This is a genomic window from Streptacidiphilus sp. EB129, from assembly GCF_041262645.1.
Lineage (GTDB): Bacteria > Actinomycetota > Actinomycetes > Streptomycetales > Streptomycetaceae > Streptacidiphilus.
In genome coordinates, this window is sequence record NZ_JBGCCS010000024.1 from 81,062 (window position 1) to 99,820 (window position 18,759).

Below are 18,759 nucleotides of genomic sequence, written 5' to 3' on the forward strand. Positions count from 1 at the left end.
TTCGGCCACACCCCTCGTCGGGACGATGCTCGCCGGTCAGGCCAGGCGGCGGAGCAGGCGCCAGGAGCAGAGCCAGGCCAGGCCCGCGGACAGGGCGAGGTAGATCGCCGTCTCGTACCACTGGAAGGTCCAGTAGCGGTCGCCGGGCTGGTAGGACACCGGTACCTTCAGACCGGCCGACGCGACGCAACTGGACCACCTGGACTGGGATCCCGACGCGCAGATGTCCTTGTTGTTGACCTGGTGTCCGGCGGAGTTGAGCACGGGGGTGGTGCCGGACACGACCCAGGCGTTGGGCACGGTCAGGTTCGCCACCAGCGGGGCGTCGGGTCCCTTGCCGGTGGTTCCCAGGAGGTTGGCGGAGTTGACGGCCTCGGCGTTGAGCGCGATGTCGGTGCGGACCGGTGCCTCCAGGTGCGGCCGGACGGCCAGCGGCATGAGGAACTGGACGGCGGCGAACACCAGCAGCGTGGCGGCCACCGCGGGCAGGCTGCGGCGGATGAACAGCCCCGCGCAGGCGCCGAGGGTGAACGCGAACGCGGCGTAGCCGAGCGGGACGACACCCCGGACGTCGAACAGCAGGGGGGTGAACCGGTTCTGGTTGATCTGGTCGAGCGGGACGGACCACCAGGACACCAGCAGGCTGAGCAGACCGTTGGCGGCGACCGTGGCCAGGCCGACGAACAGCAGCTTGACGGTGAGCCAGCGGGCGCGGGTGATGCTCTGGTTCCAGACCAGCCGGTGGGTGCCGGTCTCCAGTTCGCGGGCGATCAGCGGTGCGCCCCAGAAGGCCCCGATCACGCCGGGCAGGAGCAGCAGCAGGCCGCCGGCGAGGTAGTAGGGGAGCTTGTACTGGTCGGTCAGCTGCGAGATGGAGGAGCCGCAGCCGCCGTTCCCGCAGGCGGTGAGGGCGTTGTGGTAGGCGTTGTGCAACTGCGTGCCGGTGGTCGCGAGGTAGATCGCGACCACGGCCAGGGCGGCGAGTACCGCCGTTATCTGGGCGCGGGATTGACGCCAGGTCAGCCAGATCATCGCTGTGTCTCCAGTGCGGGGCGGGTGTCGGTCCGGGAGCCGGCAGCTGCCTGGGTCATGTAGGTGAGGACCAGGTCCTCCAGGTTGAGCGGCTCCAGGGTCCAGGAGGGATCGTGGATCGCGGTGGCGGAACGGACGACGAAGGTGCTCTGGCGGTCGGTGTGGTCGGCCTGGATGACCTCCATCCCCTCGGGCAGGGACTCGGCGGAGCGGCGGGCCGAGGTCAGCCGGAAGTGGGTGGCCAGCAGGTCGTCGATGTCACCGACGGCCTGCACCCGGGAGCCGACGAGCACGATCAGGTGGTCGCAGACCCGTTCCAGGTCGGTGACCAGGTGCGAGGAGAGGACGACGGTGGCGCCGTCCTCGGCCACGAACTCCATCAGGCTCTGCAGGAAGCCGCGCCGGGCCAGCGGGTCCAGGGCGGCGACCGGCTCGTCGAGGATCAGCAGGTTGGGCCGCTTGGCCACGGCGAGGGTCAGCGCCAGCTGGGCGCGCTGCCCGCCGGAGAGCTTGCCGGCGCGCTGGGCGGGCTCGAGGCCCAGATCGTTGATCCGGCGCTCGGCGAACTGCCGGTCCCAGCTGGGGTTGAGCCTGGCCCCCAGCCGCAGGTGGTCGGCGATCGTCAGCGCGGCGTAGGTGGGGGTGTCCTGGGCGACGAATCCGACCCTGGCCATCAGGGCCGGGCTGGATCCGGGACGTTCGCCGAGGACTTCGATGGTCCCGGAGGTGGGGGTGAGCATGCCGCAGGCGAGTTGCAACAGGGTCGACTTGCCGGCCCCGTTGGGACCGACCAGCCCGACGACCCGGCCGGTCGGCACGCTCACGGTGCAGTCGGACAGCGCCTGTCGGCGGCCGTAGCGTTTGCCCAGACCTCGGGCTTCCAGAATCGCGGTCATCTCTCCTCTTCGGTGGCGCTGCGAAAGGTCGTCAGGAACAGGGCCTCGATGCTCTCCTCGTCCAGGCCGACGCCCCGGGCCCTGGCCAGCCACTGCCGAAGCTCCTGGCGCAGTGGCTCGTGCTCCGACACGGCGGTGTCACCGAGCGTGCCGGTCACGAACGTGCCGACCCCGGGCTTGGGCGAGACCAGGCCCTCGTTCTCCAACTGCCGGTAGGCCTTGAGCACGGTGTTGGGGTTGATCGCGACCTTGGCCGCGACGTCCTTGACCGTCGGCAGGCGGTCCCCCTCGGACAGCAGGCCGAGTCGCAGGGCCTGCCGTACCTGGTGGACCAACTGCAGGTAGGGCGAGACGCCGGATCTGGCCTCGACGTGAAACTCGATCACCGTGACCTCATTCATCTAGCTTCCTAGCACTATAGAACTCTGGCACTGCGATGCTGTCAACCAGCAGCAGCAAAAGCCTGGTTGACGGACCGACAACTCCGGAAGAACCCACAGGTCGGCACCGGTGTGACCGGAGAAGTGCGGCAACTGCTGGCACTGGCACGGAAAGCGGGCGGACAGCGCAAAACAGGCCAGGCCGCACCGCAGTTGGACTGCGGTGCGGCCTGGCCTGTCCGTCCTCGGCTACGCCATGGACTACGGGGTGGCGGAGGTGAGGAGGGTGGCGGCGAGGGCGACCAGGTCGGCGTCACGGCGCGGGGCGTCGGGCCAGCCGGGGAGCGGCACGTGCAACGGCTCGCGCCAGCGGGCCGGCACCGCGTCCAGGCCGTGCACCGCGCCCAGCAGGATGCCGGTCACGCAGGCCACGGTGTCGGTGTCCCAGCCCTGGTCGACGGCGGCGCGCAGCCCGTCCTCGAACGAGCCGGTGGTGCGCAGCGCCCACACCGCGCTGCCGAGGGTCGGCCACACCGCGCCGTTGGGCTCGGTGGCGAGGCCGGGATGCCAGTCCGGGGCCAGCACGACGGCCCAGCGGTCCCGGTGCTCGGCGTGGACCAGGGCCAGCGTGTCGTCCAGCGCGGCCAGCGGATCCCGGCCGTCCAGCGCGACCCGCACCAGCTCGTGCAGCACCGCGCAGCCCTCGCCGGCGGCGTGGTCGCCGTGGGTCAGCGCGGAGAGGCGGCGAGCCGCGTCCATGGTGGCGGCGCGTCCGAGCGGGGCGAAGTAGACGGCACTGGTGGCGCAGCGCATCAGCGAACCGTTGCCGGCCGAGTGCCGGTTGCGCGCGCTGAAATCGGTGGCCGACCTGTCCCAGGGCAGGCCGGAATCGAGCACGGCCCGGGTCTGCAGGCCGATGTCCTTGGGGCCGGCATGCGCCCAGCGCTTGAAGCGCTCGAAGACGTCCGACTCGTCCAGGCCGCCCTGCGCCAGCAGGGAGTCGGCCACCATCAGTGCCATCTGGGTGTCGTCAGTGCCCTCGCCGGGGGCCCAGCCCCGGCCCCCGCACATCTCCTGCGCGCCGCCCCCGCGCGGGAACCGCTGGCTGAAGTCGCCGGCCGGGCCGAACTCGAACGGCGCGCCCAGGGCGTCGCCGACCGCCGAACCGACCAGGGCGCCCGCCGCCCGCGTTTCCCGCTGCTGTGCCTGAGTCACTCTCAATTCCTCCGTCGTAGACCGCGCTCAGCCTCTCCACAGCGGCCGCGACGCGTCAAACCGGAATCCCGGACACTCGCGCGGCAGCCTGCGGATCCCCCGTGCGGGGGAGGGACGGGCCCGCTGTGGGGGAGGTGCCGGGGCAGCACGGTCGCGATGGTGGAAGGCATGACGCAACGGACAGAAATTCCCACGGCGGAGATTCCCACGGCGGCGATTCCCGCAGGAGAGAATCGACGGGCCCGGGTGATGGTCTGCTGGGCGACCGTCGCCTGCATGCTGCCGTACCTCGGTCTCAAGGCCGCCTGGCTCTGCGGCAGCGGCATCGGCATCACGGACGCGAGCATCGCCGGGAGCAGCACCCTCTACGCACTCAACCTGCTCACCGTCGGCATGGACGCACTCGCGATGGCCGTCGCGCTCACCCTCACCTACCGCTGGGGCCTGCGCACCCCGGTCTGGCTGCTGGTGTTCCCGATGTGGGTGGCCACCGGACTCCTCGGCACCATCGCCCTCGCCGCGCCGCTCGGCTTCCTGGCCACCGCGGTCAGCGGCTCCCCGGTCAGCGCGAGTTCCGACAGCTTCCTGCAGCCGTGGGTGTACGGCGTGGTCTACGCCGGGTTCACCGGGCAGGGGCTGGGCCTGGTCACCGCGTTCGTGCTGCATCTGCGGGCGCGGTGGCCGCGGCTGTTCAGCGAGCGGGTTCGCGGCCTCGGGGCCGGCGCGCTGGCACCGGTGCAGCGGGTGCTCGGCAACGGCCTGGCCGCGATCGCGGTGCTGATCGGTGCCGTGGACCTGTACTGGGCCGGGGGCGGCACGGCGGGACTGAACGCCGACGCCGTCGCCGGGCGCACCGTCACCGGGCAGACCGAGGAACTCGTCTTCGGGCTGCTGGCGCTCACCGCCGCGGCCGGCACGCTGGTACTGGTCCGCCGCCGCGGCAGGGTCCGGCTGTGGGTGCCGCTGGCCGCCGCCTGGCTGGGCAGCGGCTCGCTCTTCGCCTGGGGGCTGTGGGGCAGCCTGGCGCTGGCCCTGTCGCCCTTCCAGCACCCGTCCCAGTCCAACCGGCCCACCCCGCTGGTCTCGCTGACCGTCGTCTTCCAGACCCTGGACGGGGCACTGCTCGCCCTGCTCACCCTGGTGGTGCTGCTCGAAGGACTCGCTGCGAACCGGGCGAGGACCTCGGCGTAGCCGCGCCGGGCTGAGAGGATCAAGCAATGGCCGCCACCGCACTCCGCCGCCTTGCCGCCTCCCTCTGGGGGCGGCAGGTCCGCCTGCGCTGGGTCCACCTGATCCTCGGCGGTGCGCTGGCGATGCCGTTCCTGATGCTGACCCTGGTCGTCGCCGGGATCGCCACGCGTGGCCGGGCCACCGCCACGCTGCCCGTGGCACTGCTGTCGTTCCTGGCCGCCCTGCCGATCGCCGCTGCCGTGGCCGCCGCGGTCCCCGCCGTACGGGTGATCGAGGGCAACGCGGCCCGGGTGCTGCTCGGCGGCCCGTTCGCCCGGCTCCGTACCGGACGCGCCACCGCGCCCGGCGCCCGGGCCCGCTCCGCCGCCTGGTTCGCCCTGCACCTGGGAATCGGCGGCCTGCTCTCCGGACTGACCCTGGCCGGAATCCCCTTCGCGGCGGTGGAGCTGGCGGCGCCGCTGCTCACCCCGGCGAGCCGCTCCACGCTGGACTTCGTACGGGACATCCCGGCCGGACTCGGGCCGGTGACCGCCCTGGCCCTGGTCGCCGCGGTGCTGCTGGGCGGCGCCGGGTCCGGAGGCCTGCTCGCCCGCTGCGCGCCCCGACTGCTCGGTCCCAGCCCGGCCGAGACGCAGGCGGACGAGCTCGCCGAACGACTCGCGGCGGCCGAGGACGAGGCCGCGCGGCTCGGCGAACGCAACCGGATCGCCCGCGAGCTGCACGACTCGGTCGGGCACGCGTTGAGCGTGGTCACGCTCCAGGCCGGGGCGGCCGCCCGGGTGCTGGACCGGGATCCGGAGTTCGTCCGACGCGCCCTTGAGGCCATGGAGCAGTCCGCGCGCGGCGCCCTGGAGGAGCTGGACCAGGTCCTCGGCGTGCTGCGGGAGGGGATCGGCGGCGCCTCGCGGGCCCCGCTGCCCGATCTGACCAGGCTGCCGGAACTGCTGGCCGCCGCACGGGCCGCCGGCACCGACGTCCGGGCGGAACCGTTGCCGGACGCCGACCGGGTGGCCGCCCTGCCGGGCGCCGTATCGCGCGCGGCCTACCGGATCCTGCAGGAGGGGCTCACCAACGCGCTGCGCCACGGCGGGCCGGGCCCGGTCGAACTGCGGCTGCGACTCGCGGACGGGGAAGGCGGGTTGGAGCTGTGGATGAGCAACACCCTGGCTGCGGTGCGCAGGCCGGGGCGAAGCTCCGGCGGGAACGGTCTGCCCGGGATGAGCGAGCGCGCCGCCGCGCTGGGTGGCACCGCCGGCGCCGGCCCGGACGGCGAGGGCCGCTGGCTGCTCGCCGTCCGTCTGCCGCTCCCGCCGGGAACGGGGCGGGCGCCGTGAACCGGAGACCCGTACCCGGGACGGCGGTGCACGGTGCGCGCCGCGCGGCGGAAGGTAGCGAGGGGAACCTGCGAACGGCGAGAGTGTGGCCCGGGAGAGCATGGTGCGGAAGAACGTGGTGCCGGAGAGCGTGGACGGGGAGCGGATGACCGGGGACGGTGTGGACGAGAACGTCGTGCGGATTCTGCTCGCCGACGACGAGGCGCTGGTGCGCAGCGGTCTGCGGGCCATCCTCGACGCCGAGCCGGACTTCGCCGTGGTCGGGGAGGCCGCCAGCGGCGCGGAGGCGGTGTCGCTGGCCCGCAGCTGCCGGCCGGACCTGGTGCTGATGGACGTCCGGATGCCGGCCCTGGACGGCATCGCGGCCACCCGCCGGATCCTGGAGACGATGGATCCGGCGCCGCGCATCGTCGTGGTCACCACCTTCGAGAACGACGAGTACGTCTACGAGGCGCTCCGGGCGGGTGCCTCCGGGTTCCTGCTCAAGCGCGCCCGGGCGGAGGAGATGGTGCAGACCGTGCGGCTGCTCGCACGCGGCGACTCGCTGCTCTTCCCGGCCGCCATCCGGGAACTGGCGAACCGTCACCGGTCACCCGCGGCGCCCTCGCCGGTGGCCGCGCTCACCGAGCGTGAGGCGGAGGTGCTGCGGTTGATGGCGGCAGGACTCTCCAACGCCGAGATGGCTGCCCGGCTCCACCTCGGTGCGGAGACGGTGAAGACGCACGTGGGGAAGGTCCTCGCCAAGCTCGGAGCCCGTGACCGCACCCAGGCGGTGGTCATCGCCTACGAGTCCGGCTTTGTCCGGCCACACTGACCGGGACGCGTCAGGATCGGGGGTGGTGGCCGGATCCAGGTCCGTACCAGGGCGGCGGTCCAGGCCGCGCGGGAGCCGGGGACGGAACTGCGCGGTCGGCCGTGTGCGTCCGTAGTCGGTAATCACGGGATTTACTGCTCTGACGGGGATTCGCTGCAACCGGGCGAGAACTGACGTTCCATAGGTACCGTGGACGTACGCATCGGCTGATCCTCGTCGGGGGGATCGCAACGGGGGAGGTTGCCGTGCAGGAGGACACCGACTGGATGAGGCCATCGACGCAGGAGTTTCCGCCGCCCACGGATCTGCACCCGGAGATCCCGCACTCGGCCCGGATCGACAACTACCTGCTCGGAGGCAAGGACCACTTTCCGGCCGACCGGGAGGCCGCCGAACGTCTCATCGCGATCCACCCGGGCACTCCCGCCGCCGCGCAGGCGCACCGGGCGTTCCTGGAACGGGCGGTACGGTACGTCGCGGCGGAGGGGGTCACCCGGTTCCTGGACATCGGCCCGGGCATCCCCACGGGCGCGGCCACCCACGAGATCGCCCAGCAGGTCGACACCGGCGCGCGGGTCGTCTACGTCGACAGCGACCCGATCGTGATGGCGCATGTCCGCGCCCTGCGGTCCGGGGCAGGCCACGGGGCCACCTACGCGGTGCGGGGGGACCTGCGCGACCCCAAGCAACTGCTGACGGATCCCCTGATACGCCAGGCGCTGGACTTCGACCGGCCGGTCGCGGTGCTGCTCGCCGGTGTGCTGCAGTTCGTGGACGACGACCAGGACCCGTACGGCATAGTCCGCACCCTGCTGGACGCGCTGGCGCCGGGCAGCTATCTGGTGCTGTCGCACGCCACCGACGACTTCGACCCGCCGGCCCGGGCGCGGCGCGGCAGAACGGTGTACGGGAGAACCGGCAGCTCGCTCACCCCGCGCACCCAGGCGGAGGTGCTGCGGTTCTTCGACGGACTGGAGCTGCTGCGCCCCGGGCTCGTGATCCCGCCGGAGTGGCGTGACCAGGAGCCCGGCAGCGTCGGCTGGTCCCCCGACTACGCGGGCGTCGCCCGGAAGCTCTGACTACGCGGGCGTCGCCCGGAAGCTCTGACCCGGCTTCAGCAGATGCAGCCGGTCGGCGAGACCGGCCCGGTCGAACGCGGTGACGAGCGAGTCGCCGTCCTCGGTGAAGTGCCCCCAGTGTTCGAAGTGCAGCGGCACGACCTGGCGGGCCCCGAGGACGGCGGCGGCGCGCGCGGCGTCCTCACTGGTGAGCGTCAGCGGAGCGTCGGGGATCAGCGGCGTGCGGGCCGCTCCGGCGAACAGGACCGCGAGGTCGAACGGGCCGAAGCGCTCGGCGATGTCCGCCACCACCCGCAGCGACGCGTTGTCGCCGCTGACGTAGACCGTCGGAAGTCCCTCCCCGGACAGCACGAACCCGGTGACCTCGCCCACCAGGTCGAGCGAGCCGTCCGGGCCGTGCTGGGCGGGGACCCCGGTGATCCGCAGCACGCCGCCGTCCGGGCGCGGCAGTTCGACGTGCTCGCCGTCCGCCAGCGCCCGCACGGTGCCGCCCAGGCGCTGCCCGGCCGCCGACGTGGAGAACACCAGGGGGACGCCCTCCAGGATGGCCCGCCCGGAGGTGTCGAGGTTGTCCGGGTGCTGGTCGTGCGAGAGCAGCACCGCGTCCACCGCCCCCACGGACGCTGCGGTGACGGCGGGTCCGGCGGTCTTGGTCAGCACCCGGCTGCCGATCGGATAGTCGCCGGGCGGGTCGAAGGTCGGGTCGGTCAGCAACCGCAGCCCGCCGATCTCGATCACGGACGTCGGCCCGCCGATGTAGTGCAGCTGTGTGTCGTACGGCATGGTCTCTGCTCCCTCAGTGCGATGCCCGTCGACTACCCGAACTCGCGGTTGATCACCGGTGTTCCCACCGAGGGCGCCGAAGCCGGGCGGTGCGGGTCCTGGTCGACGTCCGGTGCCGACCTCACCGCCGCGGGAGCAGCGCGGCGATCCTGGCGGCCGAAGTGCCCAGGCCGGTGGGGGCGTACGGCGCCACAGCAGCGGGCTCGGGCACGGCGGGCTCGGGCACGGCGGCCTTGGGCGGCGCGGCCTTCGCCGCGGCGGGGGGCTCGTCCGCTGCCTGGGAGCGCAGCACCTCCTCGTCGTAACGGTGGACGCCGCGGTGCCAGTTGAGGATGCCGGACATCCAGTTCTTCAGCTCCTCGGCATAGCCGTCCAGGGCCTCGCGGGTCTCCTGCGGCAGGTCGAAGTCCTGGTAGAGCGCCGGGAGTTCCACGGTCACGGTGTGGTCGAACTCCTGGATCCGGGCCGTCATCAGGTCGTTGACGATTCGCAGCGCCTGGTCCTTGTCGCAGTTGAAGAAGTTCTGCACGACCAGCACCGCGTTGTGCAGCTCGCCCTCGTACTCCAGCTCCTTCTGGTACGAGTAGACGTCGTTGAGCAGGCAGGCGTAGTCCGCCGCCGCCTTCTCCATCGCCTGTACCGGGCGCGAGCGGTAGACCTCGTCGGGTACCGCGTCGCCCCGGCCGATCCGGGCCAGGCTCATGGTCAGGTCGGAGCCGAAGGTGCGGCGGCGCATCTCGATGTAGTCGACCGGGTCGGGGATGCGGTTCTGGATCTGGTTGGTGAGCTCCCACAGCCAGCTCTCCATCATGTCGTCGACCGTGTGCCGGAACCGTCGCCGGGGCTCCTCGGCCATCGGACCCGCCGTGCGCATCCAGAGGTCCGCCAGGGCACGCTCCATCGGGTGCTCGGGGGCGGGCATGGCGGCCAGGTCCAGTGGCATGAACCGGGACAGCCGCGCGTTCATGGCCGTCGCGCCGGCCAGATCCTTGGCCCGGCCGTAGACCTTGGGGTAGTAGTCGTCGGCGTAGGTGCCCCAGGTCAGCCACTGGCTGCCGAGGTCGACCTGCTGCTCGGTGCCGTCCGGGTGCAGCGCCGAGGCGCACAGCGCGAAGTCGAAGCCGCGCAGCATCCCCTCGTCCCAGATCCGGACCGGCGGCAGCGGGTCCGTGCCGGTCGGCCCCGGCGGTGCGGGCAGCCCGGGGACGACGACATGCGCGGGCAGCGGGTCCAGCAGGCCGTGCCGGCGCGCCCAGGTGATCACGTGCTCGCGGGCGCCGTCCAGGTAGGGGCTCATCCGCAGCGGGTAGGGCATGGTGAACTCGGGCAGCTCGGTCGGGCCGACGGCCTGGAAGGGGATGTGGCCGTGCCGCTGCAGCCGCGTCGGGATCGAGGCCAGCAGCGAGGCCACCACCAGTGACTGGGGCATCAGCGCGGCCGAGGTGCCGAGGCCCTTCGGGCCGCCGAGGGCGGCCAGGCCGCCCGGAACCGGCGGACCGTCCGCGTTCGCGTGCTCGTTCATGTAGCGGCTGGACCGCATGTGCCACTCGTGGCCGCCGGCCTGCCAGTCCTGCAGGCCCTTCACATACGCGAAGACCTCCAGGGCCGCGGCCGGGTCCAGGCCGTGCTCCACGAGCAGCGGCGGCACCTCCGTCAGCGCGGTGTGCTCGAACTGCTGGAGCCGTGAGGTCAGCAGGTCGTTCACCGCCTCGGCGGCCTCCTGCGTGCCGCAGCCCAGGAACTCCTCCAGCACCAGGACGCCGTTGGCGAGTTCGCCCTCGATCTCCACCTCGCGCTGGTAGGAGAAGAGGTCGTTGCGCAGGTGCACCCCGTCCGCGAAGGTGTCGCGCAGCACCCGCATCGGTCGGCTGTCCGCGATGGCGGCCGGGACCTCGGCGCCCACCGCGTACTCGACCAGGTTGGCCGACCAGGGGGCGCCGCCGACCTTGCGGCGCATCTCGATGTACTCGACCGGGTTGGAGATCCGGCTCTCACTGATGTTGGAGAGCTCCCAGAGTGACTCCTCCAGCAGTGCCCGGGTGCTCTCGGCGAACCGGGCCCGCCATTCCGCCGACATGGCCGGCACGGTACGGCTCCAGAGGTCGGCCAGTCCCGCCTCGACCTGGTTGGTCGGCTCCGGCATCGCCGCGCCCGGGTCCACCGGCATGAACGCGCGCAGCCGGTCCAGGTAGGCCTTGGCCCCGGCGGTGTCCTGGGTGCGTTTGAAGATGTCGAGGAAGTGGTCGTCGAAGAAGAAGACCCACACGTACCAGTCCGTCACCAGCGCCAGCTGCTCGGCGGAGGCGTCGGGATGGGTGTAGGAGCAGAGCAGGGCGTAGTCGTGGGCGTCGAAGGTCGCCTCGTCCCAGATCCCCGATCCCTCGATCATCACCATCTCCCGGGCCCAGGCCTTGGTGTGCTCCCGGGCGCTCTCCAGGTGGGGATTCAGGCGCGCCGGATAGGGCGTGTAGAAGGTGGGGAGTTCAAAGGGCTGTGGCATTACGGCACCGGGCCTTTCCGTGCGTCCTGTTGCGGGATCTGGGCTGCGACACAAATCCTGTTGCGAAACAAGAAGAGTGACGGAACGTCGGGCCATGGCTTCGTGCCTCACCATAGGGTCGCCCGATTCGGCCGCACAACGACGATCAGCCCGCATCGCCCGTTCCGGTGAACTACCGCCCGGAGAGGGTTGGGACGCTCATTCCCGGTTCAGGGCCTGGAGCGGGAGCAGGCCCAGATCGCCCAGTCCCTGCAGCACCAGTTCGACCCCGACGGCCGCCAGCAGCAGCCCCAGCAGCCGGGACAGCACCTCCAGCGTGGTGGCGTGGGTGTGCTTCATCAGCCGGGCCAGCACCAGCACGCACACGCAGTCGATGGCGATGACGGCCAGGTAGGCCCCGGCCACGGTGGTCCACCAGGTCCAGCTGTCCTTGTTCAGTGACTCCACCAGAACCGCGGTCATCGCCAGCGGGCTGACCACGAACGGCAGCATCAGTTCGCGGATCCCCTCCGTCACCGGGCGGAGGGGCTCGTCCCCCTCGGCCTCCACCTCGGCCTCGCCGCCGCCGAGGTGAATGCCCATCACCAGTGCCACCGCGTAGATGAAGAAGACCGTGCCGCCCGCCAGTTGCAGCGACTGGTAGCTGATATGGAAGAACTTGGTCAGCAGTTTGGCCGAATAGGCGACAAAAATGCCCACAATGGCCGCGATTCCCGACCCGGTGAGAGCGATCCTCGTGTATTCGCGCGGGGTGCTGGTCCGGCTCAGGTGGGCGAAGGACAGCAGGACCTTCGGCGGTCCGACGACGGCGAAGAAGGTGATGAATGCACCGTTGAGGTTCAAGGCGTACATACGTCGCATCATGGTCCATCAGGGCCTGCGGGGCAGGAAGCGCGCGGCCAGGACGGCGACGTCGTCCTCCACGTCCTCGTCGACCAGCTGGGCCAGCAGCAGGTCGAGCACGTCGTCGAGGGGTGCGCCGCCGGGCAGGCGGAGGCCGGAGAAGCGGGTCAGTGAGTCGTCGATGTCCTCGCCGCGCCGCTCCACCAGGCCGTCGGTGTAGAGCAGCAGGGTGCGGCCGGGGCCGCACGGGCCGGTGACCGAGGTGTAGCCGCCGAAGCCGGTGCCCAGCGGCGGGCCCGCCGGGACCTGCAGCAGCCGGATCGCGCCGTCCGCGCCGAGGACCGCCGGCGGCAGGTGGCCGGCGCTGGAGTAGGTGCACACGCCCTGGTCCGGGTCGGCCAGTGCGAGCAGGCAGGAGGCCGGGCGCTCGCTGGCCACCCGGGCCATCAGCAGATCCATCCGCTCCAGGATCAGGTGCGGCGGCAGCCCCTCGGCGGCGACCACCCGCAGCATCGCGCTGTAGTGGCTCATGTCGACCGCCGCCGCCACCCCGTGGCCCATCACGTCGCCGATCACCAGCAGGGTGCGTCCGCCCGGCAGCCGCATGCTGTCGAACCAGTCGCCGCCGACCAGGGCGCTGCTGCCGGAAGGGCGGTACCGCGAGGCGATCTCCATGCCGGAGTGCGGCAGGCTGGGCCCGGACAGCAGGGCGCGCTGCAGCTCCAGCGCGATGTGGTGCTCGCGGGTGTAGCGGCGGGCGTTGTCCAGGCTGATGGCCGCGCGGCCGGCCAGGTCCTGGGCGGCGACGACGTCCTCGTCGGAGAAGGCGGGGGAGTCACCGGTGCGGATCATGCTGACCGTGCCGACCGGCTCGCCGCGCGCCGAGAGCGGCACCACCAGGGCGGAGTGGTAGCCCAGCGCCCGGTAGGCGTCGATGCGCTCCGGGTTGGGCGCGGAGCGGCTGATCGCGGCGTCGGTGGCCAGGTTCTCCCGGATCGGCCGGCCGCTGGCCAGGCAGCGGGGGATGGCCGAACCGGGCTGGTAGTCCACGTGCTCGCCGGGGGCGCCGAAGGCGCGTACCCGGTCCATCAGCCCGTCCGGCGCGGCCATCGCGGCGCGGCGCATCCGCAGCACCCCGCGCGGGGCGGGGCGGACGTCGGTGTCCAGGTCGCTGGGGATGATCTCCACGGTGGCGATGTCGGCCAGGTCGGGCACCAGGAACTGCACCAGCTCCTCGCAGGTGGTGGCCATGTCCAGGGTGGTGCCGATCATGGTGGCGGCGCGGTCCATCATCGCCAGCCGGGCCCGGGCCCGCTCCAGGTCGCGCTGCTGCTCGCGGGAGTCGGTGACCTCCAGCACGATGCCGACCAGGCCGATGGTCTTCCCGTTGTCCTCCAGCCGGTGGTAGGCGCCGTGCCAGTAGCGTCGTTCGCGGTCCGAGCCGGCCCGGGTGTGGCCGCTGGAGGTGACCTCGCGCGGGATCCCGTCGGCGAGCACCTGCCACAGCACGTCCTCGCGGGCGTCGATGCCGGGCAGCAGCTCGGCGATGGTACGGCCGACGTGCTCCTCGGCGGGGACACCGTTCATCCGGGCGAGGGTGGGGTTGACGTAGGCGTAGCGCAGCTGCGGATCGAGCACGCCGACCCCCGCGCTGGTTCCGTCCAGCACCTGGCGAAGGATCTCCCCGGCTCTCGGCGGGAAGGCGTCACCGAACACCGGTCCCTCCTCGTCGATGCCGTGCCATGGGTCGAGTTCCATGATCCGCGCTTCCTCGCTCGGTGCACCCCGGGTGGGCTGCCTGCCGCGGGAATCACGGCGAGTCTGATCGTATTGTGCGATCATATGAAGCATTGACGGGCGCGAACGCCCGCTTCCGGACGAGATGCGCCGTACCCGGTCCGACAAGACGACGCGCGAACGGAGGCGTTGTCGTCATGGGTGAGCAGCTCGTTCAGATCATCGGTTCGGTCCTGGTCCTGATCCCCTTCGCGCTCGCGCAGGCCGGACGGGTCGACGCCAAGTCGCTCAGTTACCTGGCCCTCAACCTGGCGGGTTCCTCGGTCCTGGCCGCCGACGCGGCGCTGACCCTGCAGTGGGGCTTCCTGCTGCTGGAGGGCACCTGGGCGATCGTGACCCTGGTCGGCCTGCTGGGGGTGCTCCGCGCCCGCCGCGCCCCCGAGCAGCTCTGAAGCGCGCCCCGGCGCCGACGCGCGGCGCCGGGGCTCAGCGGCAGAAGGTGAAAGTCAGGCCGGCCAGGACGATGCCGACCAGGGGTGTTCCTTTGGTGGTGCCGGTGGCGCGGGAGGTCAGCGGGCGCCGAGCTTGGCCAGCTGTTCGGTGAGGGTCGGGATGTCGCGGTAGGTCAGGCCGAGGGCGGCGACATGGCGCCAGCGCAGCACGCCCTCGGCGTCCACGATGAACACCGCCCGTCGGGTCATGCTGCCCAGGCCGATCCCGTACGCGGCGACGGTCTCCTTGGCGGTGTCGGCGAGCAGCGGCATCCGCAGCTGGTACTTGCGGGCGAAGGCCTCGTGGCTGTCCAGGTCCTGGGTGCTGATGCCCCAGACCGTCGCGCCCAGGTCGGTGAAGGCCTCCAGGCCGGAGGAGTAGGAGCACAGCTGCTTGGTGCAGACGGCGGTGTCGTCGCCCGGGTAGAAGGCGAGGACCACGGGGTGGCCCCGCTCCTCGGACAGGGTCCGCTCCCGGCGGACCGGCTCACCGTCGACGAGTTGCAGCGACGGCAGGGTGAAATCGGGCGCGGCGCTGCCGATTTCGGGCGCTTTCGACATCTGGTGCCTCCAGGTGGGGGTCTGCGGCGGGGCTGGAGCGGGGGGTGCGGGCAGAGCAGGACACGCTGTCGTCACCGGACCACGGTGGCGTCAGGACACCACGTCCTTCGCGCGGAAGTGACGGAACGCCAGCGCGGTCAGCACCAGCGCGCCGCTGAGGGACAGCGAGGTCCCCTTGAGCATGCCATCCCACTGTGGCTGCGGCTGCAGCGCGTCCACCCAGGAGTAGGCCCAGTAGCTGGGCAGGAAGTCCCGGATGCTGCCGAGGGCGCTGATCTGCCCCAGGATGTTGCCCAGAATGGTGAGCCCCAGCGCCCCGCCGACGGCTCCCAGCGGCGCGTCGGTGACCGTGGAGAGCCAGAACGCCAGCGCGGCGGTGACCAGTTGCGACACCAGCACGAAGCCGACGGCGATCAGCAGCCGCTGCACCGCGGTCCCGGCCGGGATCGAGCCGCCGGTGGGCAGCTGCAGCGGGCCCCACCCGTAGACGGCGGTGCCGGCGGCCAGCGCCACCACCGGGACCACCACCGTCGCCACGGTGCTGAACAGCGCCGCCACCCCCAGCTTGCTGACCAGCAGCCGGCTCCTGGGCACCGGGGCGGCGAGCAGGTAGCGCAGCGAGGACCAGCTCGCCTCGGAGGCGACCGTGTCACCGAAGAACAGCGCCACCGGCACCAGCAGGAAGAACCCGGCGGACAGGAACAGGCAGGTGGCGGCGAAGTTGAGGCCCGAGCCGGTGGTCACACTGAGGAAGGTCACCTGGTTGCGCTCGCCGCCCGGGCTGCCGCCGACCTGGAAGGCCAGCAGGATGATCAGCGGCAGCGCGACCACGAGCGCGGCCATCGCCATGGTGCGCCGCCGGCGCAACTGCCGTACCGCCTCGACCCGCAGCGGCAGCGCGCGGCAGGCGGCGGTCCGCGTGGGCCCCGGTTGGGCGGGCGCGGGCTGGGCGGCGGCGGGTTCGGTGGTGACGGGCTGCTCGGCGCTCATCGGGCGGTTCCTCCGATCAGGGTGAGGAAGGCGTCCTCCAGGCGGCGGTGCGGTCCGAGGCTGGTCACCGGGATGTCGAGCCGGACCAGCTCGACCAGCAGCCGGTCGGCTGACGTCCCGTCAAGCCGGATCAGCAGCCCGGAGTCGGTGCGCTCGGCGGCCTCGACGCCGGGCAGGGCCGCGACCTTGTCGAGCAGGGTGTCCGACACCGGATCCGCCGTACCGACCACGAGCGTGTCGCCGGAGCCGGTGATCTCGGCCACCGGACCGGCCTGAGCCAGCCGGCCGTGGTCCATGACCACCAGGTGCGTACAGGTCTGCTCGACCTCGGCCAGCAGGTGGCTGGAGACGATGACGGTGCGCCCGGTAGCCGCGTAGCCGACGATGACCTCGCGCATCTCCCGGATCTGCGGCGGGTCCAGGCCGTTCAGCGGCTCGTCCAGGATCAGCAGATCGGGCAGGCCCAGCATCGCCTGAGCGATGGCCAGACGTTGCCGCATGCCCTGCGAGTACGTGCGGACCGGGCGTTCCACCGCCTCACCCAGATCGGCGATGGCCAGCGCCTCGGCGGTGTGTGCCTGCTCGGCGCGACGCCCGGTGGCCCGCCAGTACAGGTCGAGGTTGGCCCGGCCGGACAGGTGCGGCAGGAAACCCGGGCCCTCCACGAAGGCGCCGACCCGCGCCAGCACGTCGGATCCGGGCCGGACGACCTGTCCGAAGACCTGGATCTCGCCGCTGTCCGGCCGGATCAGGCCCATCAGCATCCGCAGCGTCGTGGTCTTGCCGGCGCCGTTGGGGCCGAGCAGCCCCAGCACCTGACCTGCCTCGACGCGGAACGAGAGGTCGCGGACCGCGTACCGGTCGGCCGCACCGTGGTAACGCTTCGTCAGCCCACTGATCCGCAGCGGGATCAGCTGGTCCTGCGGGCTCATCGGGCCGATCGGGTCCGGAGTCGGCTGCCGGTCGGCCTGGTCGGTGCGGGCGGCCGGGCCGGTGGGGAGGGTGGGGACGCGGCGGCGGCCGGTCAGCAGCAGGGCGGCGGCCAGCAGCGCCGCCAGCAGCGGCAGTCCCCACACCCACCACGGCAACGGGGCCGGGACGGTGCTCAGTTGCGGGTCGACCGGCACGCTCAGCGGGGGACCGGCCAGCGCCACGGTGTACTCGGCGGGCGCGGTCGGCGAGGCGTAGCCGAGGTCGGTGGAGGCCAGTACCAGCCGCAGCCGGTGCCCCGCCTGGATGTCCGCGTCGATCGCGGGCAGCCGTACCTCGACCTCGGCGCCGGCCCGGGCGCCGGTCACCCGGAACGGGGTGACCAGCTGCGCGGGCAGCGTCTGCTGTCCGTTGGGGCTGACGTCGTAGAGCTTGGCGAACAGCACCGCCTCGTCGGTGTCCGCGCTCACCCGGATCCGGACGCTCGCGGACCCGGTGACGCGCAGATCGGAGCTGAGCGGCGCGGAGTCGAAGCGGGCGTTCTGGCCGGGGAAGTCCAGCGCCGGTGACAGGCCGCCGCCGAGGCCGGACAACTGCCCGAGCGCGCCCAGGCCGGGCAGCGCGGAGATCGCGGGCGGCCCGGCGCCGGCCGGGTTGGCGAAGGTCTGCGCCGCGCCGGTGAGTGGGACCTCCCGGGACGCCGTCCCGTCCAGGCCCGGATAGCGGGAGCTGGTGGCCCCGGTGAGGGTGACCGTGGCGGTGGTGGTGTCGATCCCGCCGGTACGGGACACCCGGAAGGCCGGTCCGGTGTCCACGCCGCTGTCGCCCTTGAGGTAGTGCCCGAACCAGGCCTCGGTACGCGCCTCGACCCGTGCGGTCTCCGGGTTGCCGCCGTCGTGGCCGCCGGCGATCCAGTCGACCGAGACCGGGGCGCCGTTGGCCCTGACGGTCTGCGCCGCCCGGTCGGCCTGGTCGAGCGGGAAGAGCGAGTCGGTCTGGCCCTGCAGCAGCAGGGTGGGGATCCTGATCCGGTTGCCCACGGCCGACGGGCTGCGGGCCTCCAGCAAGGCGCGTGCCGCCGGGTCCGGCTTCCCGGCGACGGCGACCCGCTGGTACATCGCGCACAGCTCGGGGGTGAACCGGCCGCAGCCCCCGGCCGCGCCGGTGCCGTCCGTGGCCGCCGTACCCGTACCCGCTGCCGTGCTGCCGGTGGTGGTGCCGGCCGGGCCGGTGGTGCCGCTGGTCGAGCCGGTGCTGAAGAAGATCCCGGACCAGAGCTTCTTGAAGACGCCGTTCGGGAACAGCGCGTCGGCCAGGTCCCAGTACGTGATCTCCGGCGCGATGGCGTCCACGCGCTTGTCGTACGCCGCCGCCAGCAGTGCGACCGCGCCGCCGTAGGAGGCGCCGGCGATGCCGACGCGCGGGTCGCCCGGCGCGTCCAGCCGCACCTCCGGGCGGGTGGCCAGCCAGTCGATCAGGCCGCTGACGTCGGCCACCTCCGCCGTGGGGTCGTTCAGCCCGATCCGGCCGGTGGATCGGCCGAATCCACGGGCGGACCAGGTGAGCACCGCGTAGCCGTCCCGGGCCAGGTCCTGCGCCTCGGACCGCATGTCGTCCTTGCTGCCGCCGAAGCCGTGCGCCAGCAGGACGGCGGGACGCCGCACCGTGGGGTTGCCGGTGGTGAAGAAGGAGGTGTCGATCTGCACCGTGGCGCTGCTGCCGGGCGCCTCGGGGAAGGAGAGGAACCGGTTCTCCTGGTGCACCGCCACCGGTCCGCCGGAGGCCACCGCCGTCCAGGCGCCGATCCCCACCAGCAGCGCCAGCACCACGGCGAGCACCAGCGCGCGCCTCCCGCGTGGCCGTGCGGCGCGCAGCAGGCGCAGCGGTCGCAGAGGCATGCGCGGTCCCTTCGTCGCTGAGGATGGAGATCATGCGCAGTATGTCTGATCGCCCCGCGCCGCCCGTACGCCGGGCGCCGGAGCC

General features: G+C 72.4%; 16 protein-coding genes and 1 riboswitch. Of the genes, 5 read left to right on the forward strand and 11 right to left on the reverse strand.

Features of this window, described 5'->3' with window-relative positions; all coding sequences use genetic code 11:
- Positions 1 to 36: 36 nt before the first annotated feature.
- The 4 genes from ABH925_RS26055 to ABH925_RS26070 all read right to left on the reverse strand — a co-directional run bounded on the left by ABH925_RS26055 (position 37) and on the right by ABH925_RS26070 (position 3,523).
- Entirely contained in the window at positions 37 to 1,032 is a 996-nt protein-coding gene (locus tag ABH925_RS26055) for an ABC transporter permease subunit (RefSeq protein ID WP_370151350.1), read from the reverse strand.
- Positions 1,029 to 1,928, reverse strand: coding sequence for an ABC transporter ATP-binding protein (locus ABH925_RS26060; RefSeq protein ID WP_370151351.1), 900 nt, complete (start codon positions 1,926 to 1,928; stop codon positions 1,029 to 1,031). Before ABH925_RS26060 ends, ABH925_RS26055 begins: the two co-directional genes overlap by 4 nt.
- Positions 1,925 to 2,329 carry a GntR family transcriptional regulator gene (locus tag ABH925_RS26065; RefSeq protein WP_370151352.1) on the reverse strand — a complete coding sequence of 135 codons (405 nt, stop codon included), beginning with the start codon at positions 2,327 to 2,329 and terminating at the stop codon, positions 1,925 to 1,927. The genes ABH925_RS26060 and ABH925_RS26065 overlap by 4 nt, the downstream gene beginning before the upstream one ends.
- Positions 2,330 to 2,569: 240 nt before the next feature.
- Positions 2,570 to 3,523, reverse strand: coding sequence for an ADP-ribosylglycohydrolase family protein (locus tag ABH925_RS26070; RefSeq protein WP_370151353.1), 954 nt, complete (start codon positions 3,521 to 3,523; stop codon positions 2,570 to 2,572).
- Between the two features lie 168 nt (positions 3,524 to 3,691).
- Here ABH925_RS26070 and ABH925_RS26075 point away from each other — a divergent pair, with 168 nt between their 5' ends.
- The 4 genes from ABH925_RS26075 (at position 3,692) to ABH925_RS26090 (ending at position 7,941) form a co-directional block, all read left to right on the forward strand.
- Entirely contained in the window at positions 3,692 to 4,714 is a 1,023-nt protein-coding gene (locus tag ABH925_RS26075; protein WP_370151354.1) for a hypothetical protein, read from the forward strand.
- A 26-nt stretch (positions 4,715 to 4,740) separates the two neighbouring features.
- Positions 4,741 to 6,048 carry a sensor histidine kinase gene (locus ABH925_RS26080; RefSeq protein WP_370151355.1) on the forward strand — a complete coding sequence of 436 codons (1,308 nt, stop codon included), beginning with the start codon at positions 4,741 to 4,743 and terminating at the stop codon, positions 6,046 to 6,048.
- Between the two features lie 145 nt (positions 6,049 to 6,193).
- Entirely contained in the window at positions 6,194 to 6,862 is a 669-nt protein-coding gene (locus ABH925_RS26085; RefSeq protein WP_370151405.1) for a response regulator, read from the forward strand.
- A 266-nt stretch (positions 6,863 to 7,128) separates the two neighbouring features.
- Positions 7,129 to 7,941: an SAM-dependent methyltransferase gene (locus ABH925_RS26090; RefSeq protein WP_370151356.1), complete on the forward strand. Its 813-nt coding sequence runs from the start codon at positions 7,129 to 7,131 to the stop codon at positions 7,939 to 7,941.
- Here the strand turns inward: ABH925_RS26090 and ABH925_RS26095 are convergent, their stop codons facing one another.
- From ABH925_RS26095 to ABH925_RS26110, 4 genes are all read right to left on the reverse strand, one after another.
- Positions 7,942 to 8,724: an MBL fold metallo-hydrolase gene (locus ABH925_RS26095; RefSeq protein ID WP_370151357.1), complete on the reverse strand. Its 783-nt coding sequence runs from the start codon at positions 8,722 to 8,724 to the stop codon at positions 7,942 to 7,944.
- 121 nt (positions 8,725 to 8,845) lie between these two features.
- Entirely contained in the window at positions 8,846 to 11,224 is a 2,379-nt protein-coding gene (locus tag ABH925_RS26100) for a germacradienol/geosmin synthase (protein ID WP_370151359.1), read from the reverse strand.
- A gap of 198 nt (positions 11,225 to 11,422) precedes the next feature.
- Positions 11,423 to 12,076 (reverse strand): MarC family protein, encoded by a 654-nt coding sequence (locus tag ABH925_RS26105; RefSeq protein WP_370151360.1) that lies wholly within the window; start codon positions 12,074 to 12,076, stop codon positions 11,423 to 11,425.
- An 18-nt stretch (positions 12,077 to 12,094) separates the two neighbouring features.
- Complete coding sequence (locus ABH925_RS26110) at positions 12,095 to 13,825, reverse strand: SpoIIE family protein phosphatase (RefSeq protein WP_370151362.1); 1,731 nt, start codon at positions 13,823 to 13,825, stop codon at positions 12,095 to 12,097.
- Between the two features lie 92 nt (positions 13,826 to 13,917).
- A riboswitch (guanidine-III (ykkC-III) riboswitch) is annotated at positions 13,918 to 13,983 on the forward strand.
- Positions 13,984 to 14,001: 18 nt separating this feature from the next.
- Between ABH925_RS26110 and ABH925_RS26115 the strand changes: the two genes are divergently transcribed.
- A complete protein-coding gene (locus ABH925_RS26115; protein ID WP_370151364.1) occupies positions 14,002 to 14,256 on the forward strand; it encodes a hypothetical protein in 255 nt (84 codons plus the stop codon).
- Positions 14,257 to 14,373: 117 nt separating this feature from the next.
- On the opposite strand, the gene ABH925_RS26120 is transcribed toward ABH925_RS26115, so the two are convergent.
- From ABH925_RS26120 to ABH925_RS26130, 3 genes are all read right to left on the reverse strand, one after another.
- Complete coding sequence (locus ABH925_RS26120; protein WP_370151365.1) at positions 14,374 to 14,856, reverse strand: peroxiredoxin; 483 nt, start codon at positions 14,854 to 14,856, stop codon at positions 14,374 to 14,376.
- Between the two features lie 90 nt (positions 14,857 to 14,946).
- On the reverse strand, positions 14,947 to 15,846 hold the full coding sequence (locus tag ABH925_RS26125) for an ABC transporter permease (protein ID WP_370151367.1): 900 nt from the start codon (positions 15,844 to 15,846) through the stop codon (positions 14,947 to 14,949).
- Positions 15,843 to 18,674, reverse strand: coding sequence for a CocE/NonD family hydrolase (locus tag ABH925_RS26130; protein WP_370151368.1), 2,832 nt, complete (start codon positions 18,672 to 18,674; stop codon positions 15,843 to 15,845). The genes ABH925_RS26125 and ABH925_RS26130 overlap by 4 nt, the downstream gene beginning before the upstream one ends.
- Between the last annotated feature and the right edge of the window lie 85 nt (positions 18,675 to 18,759).

What these genes read in the sequence shown, in the direction of transcription:
- ABH925_RS26055 (WP_370151350.1), bottom strand. Translation starts at nt 1,032, where the DNA reads ATGATCTGGCTGACCTGGCGTCAATCCCGCGCCCAGATAACGGCGGTA.
- ABH925_RS26060 (WP_370151351.1), bottom strand. Translation starts at nt 1,928, where the DNA reads ATGACCGCGATTCTGGAAGCCCGAGGTCTGGGCAAACGCTACGGCCGC.
- ABH925_RS26065 (WP_370151352.1), bottom strand. Translation starts at nt 2,329, where the DNA reads ATGAATGAGGTCACGGTGATCGAGTTTCACGTCGAGGCCAGATCCGGC.
- ABH925_RS26075 (WP_370151354.1), top strand. Translation starts at nt 3,692, where the DNA reads ATGACGCAACGGACAGAAATTCCCACGGCGGAGATTCCCACGGCGGCG.
- ABH925_RS26080 (WP_370151355.1), top strand. Translation starts at nt 4,741, where the DNA reads ATGGCCGCCACCGCACTCCGCCGCCTTGCCGCCTCCCTCTGGGGGCGG.
- ABH925_RS26085 (WP_370151405.1), top strand. Translation starts at nt 6,194, where the DNA reads ATGACCGGGGACGGTGTGGACGAGAACGTCGTGCGGATTCTGCTCGCC.
- ABH925_RS26090 (WP_370151356.1), top strand. Translation starts at nt 7,129, where the DNA reads ATGAGGCCATCGACGCAGGAGTTTCCGCCGCCCACGGATCTGCACCCG.
- ABH925_RS26095 (WP_370151357.1), bottom strand. Translation starts at nt 8,724, where the DNA reads ATGCCGTACGACACACAGCTGCACTACATCGGCGGGCCGACGTCCGTG.
- ABH925_RS26100 (WP_370151359.1), bottom strand. Translation starts at nt 11,224, where the DNA reads ATGCCACAGCCCTTTGAACTCCCCACCTTCTACACGCCCTATCCGGCG.
- ABH925_RS26105 (WP_370151360.1), bottom strand. Translation starts at nt 12,076, where the DNA reads ATGTACGCCTTGAACCTCAACGGTGCATTCATCACCTTCTTCGCCGTC.
- ABH925_RS26110 (WP_370151362.1), bottom strand. Translation starts at nt 13,825, where the DNA reads ATGGAACTCGACCCATGGCACGGCATCGACGAGGAGGGACCGGTGTTC.
- ABH925_RS26115 (WP_370151364.1), top strand. Translation starts at nt 14,002, where the DNA reads ATGGGTGAGCAGCTCGTTCAGATCATCGGTTCGGTCCTGGTCCTGATC.
- ABH925_RS26120 (WP_370151365.1), bottom strand. Translation starts at nt 14,856, where the DNA reads ATGTCGAAAGCGCCCGAAATCGGCAGCGCCGCGCCCGATTTCACCCTG.
- ABH925_RS26125 (WP_370151367.1), bottom strand. Translation starts at nt 15,846, where the DNA reads ATGAGCGCCGAGCAGCCCGTCACCACCGAACCCGCCGCCGCCCAGCCC.
- ABH925_RS26130 (WP_370151368.1), bottom strand. Translation starts at nt 18,674, where the DNA reads ATGCCTCTGCGACCGCTGCGCCTGCTGCGCGCCGCACGGCCACGCGGG.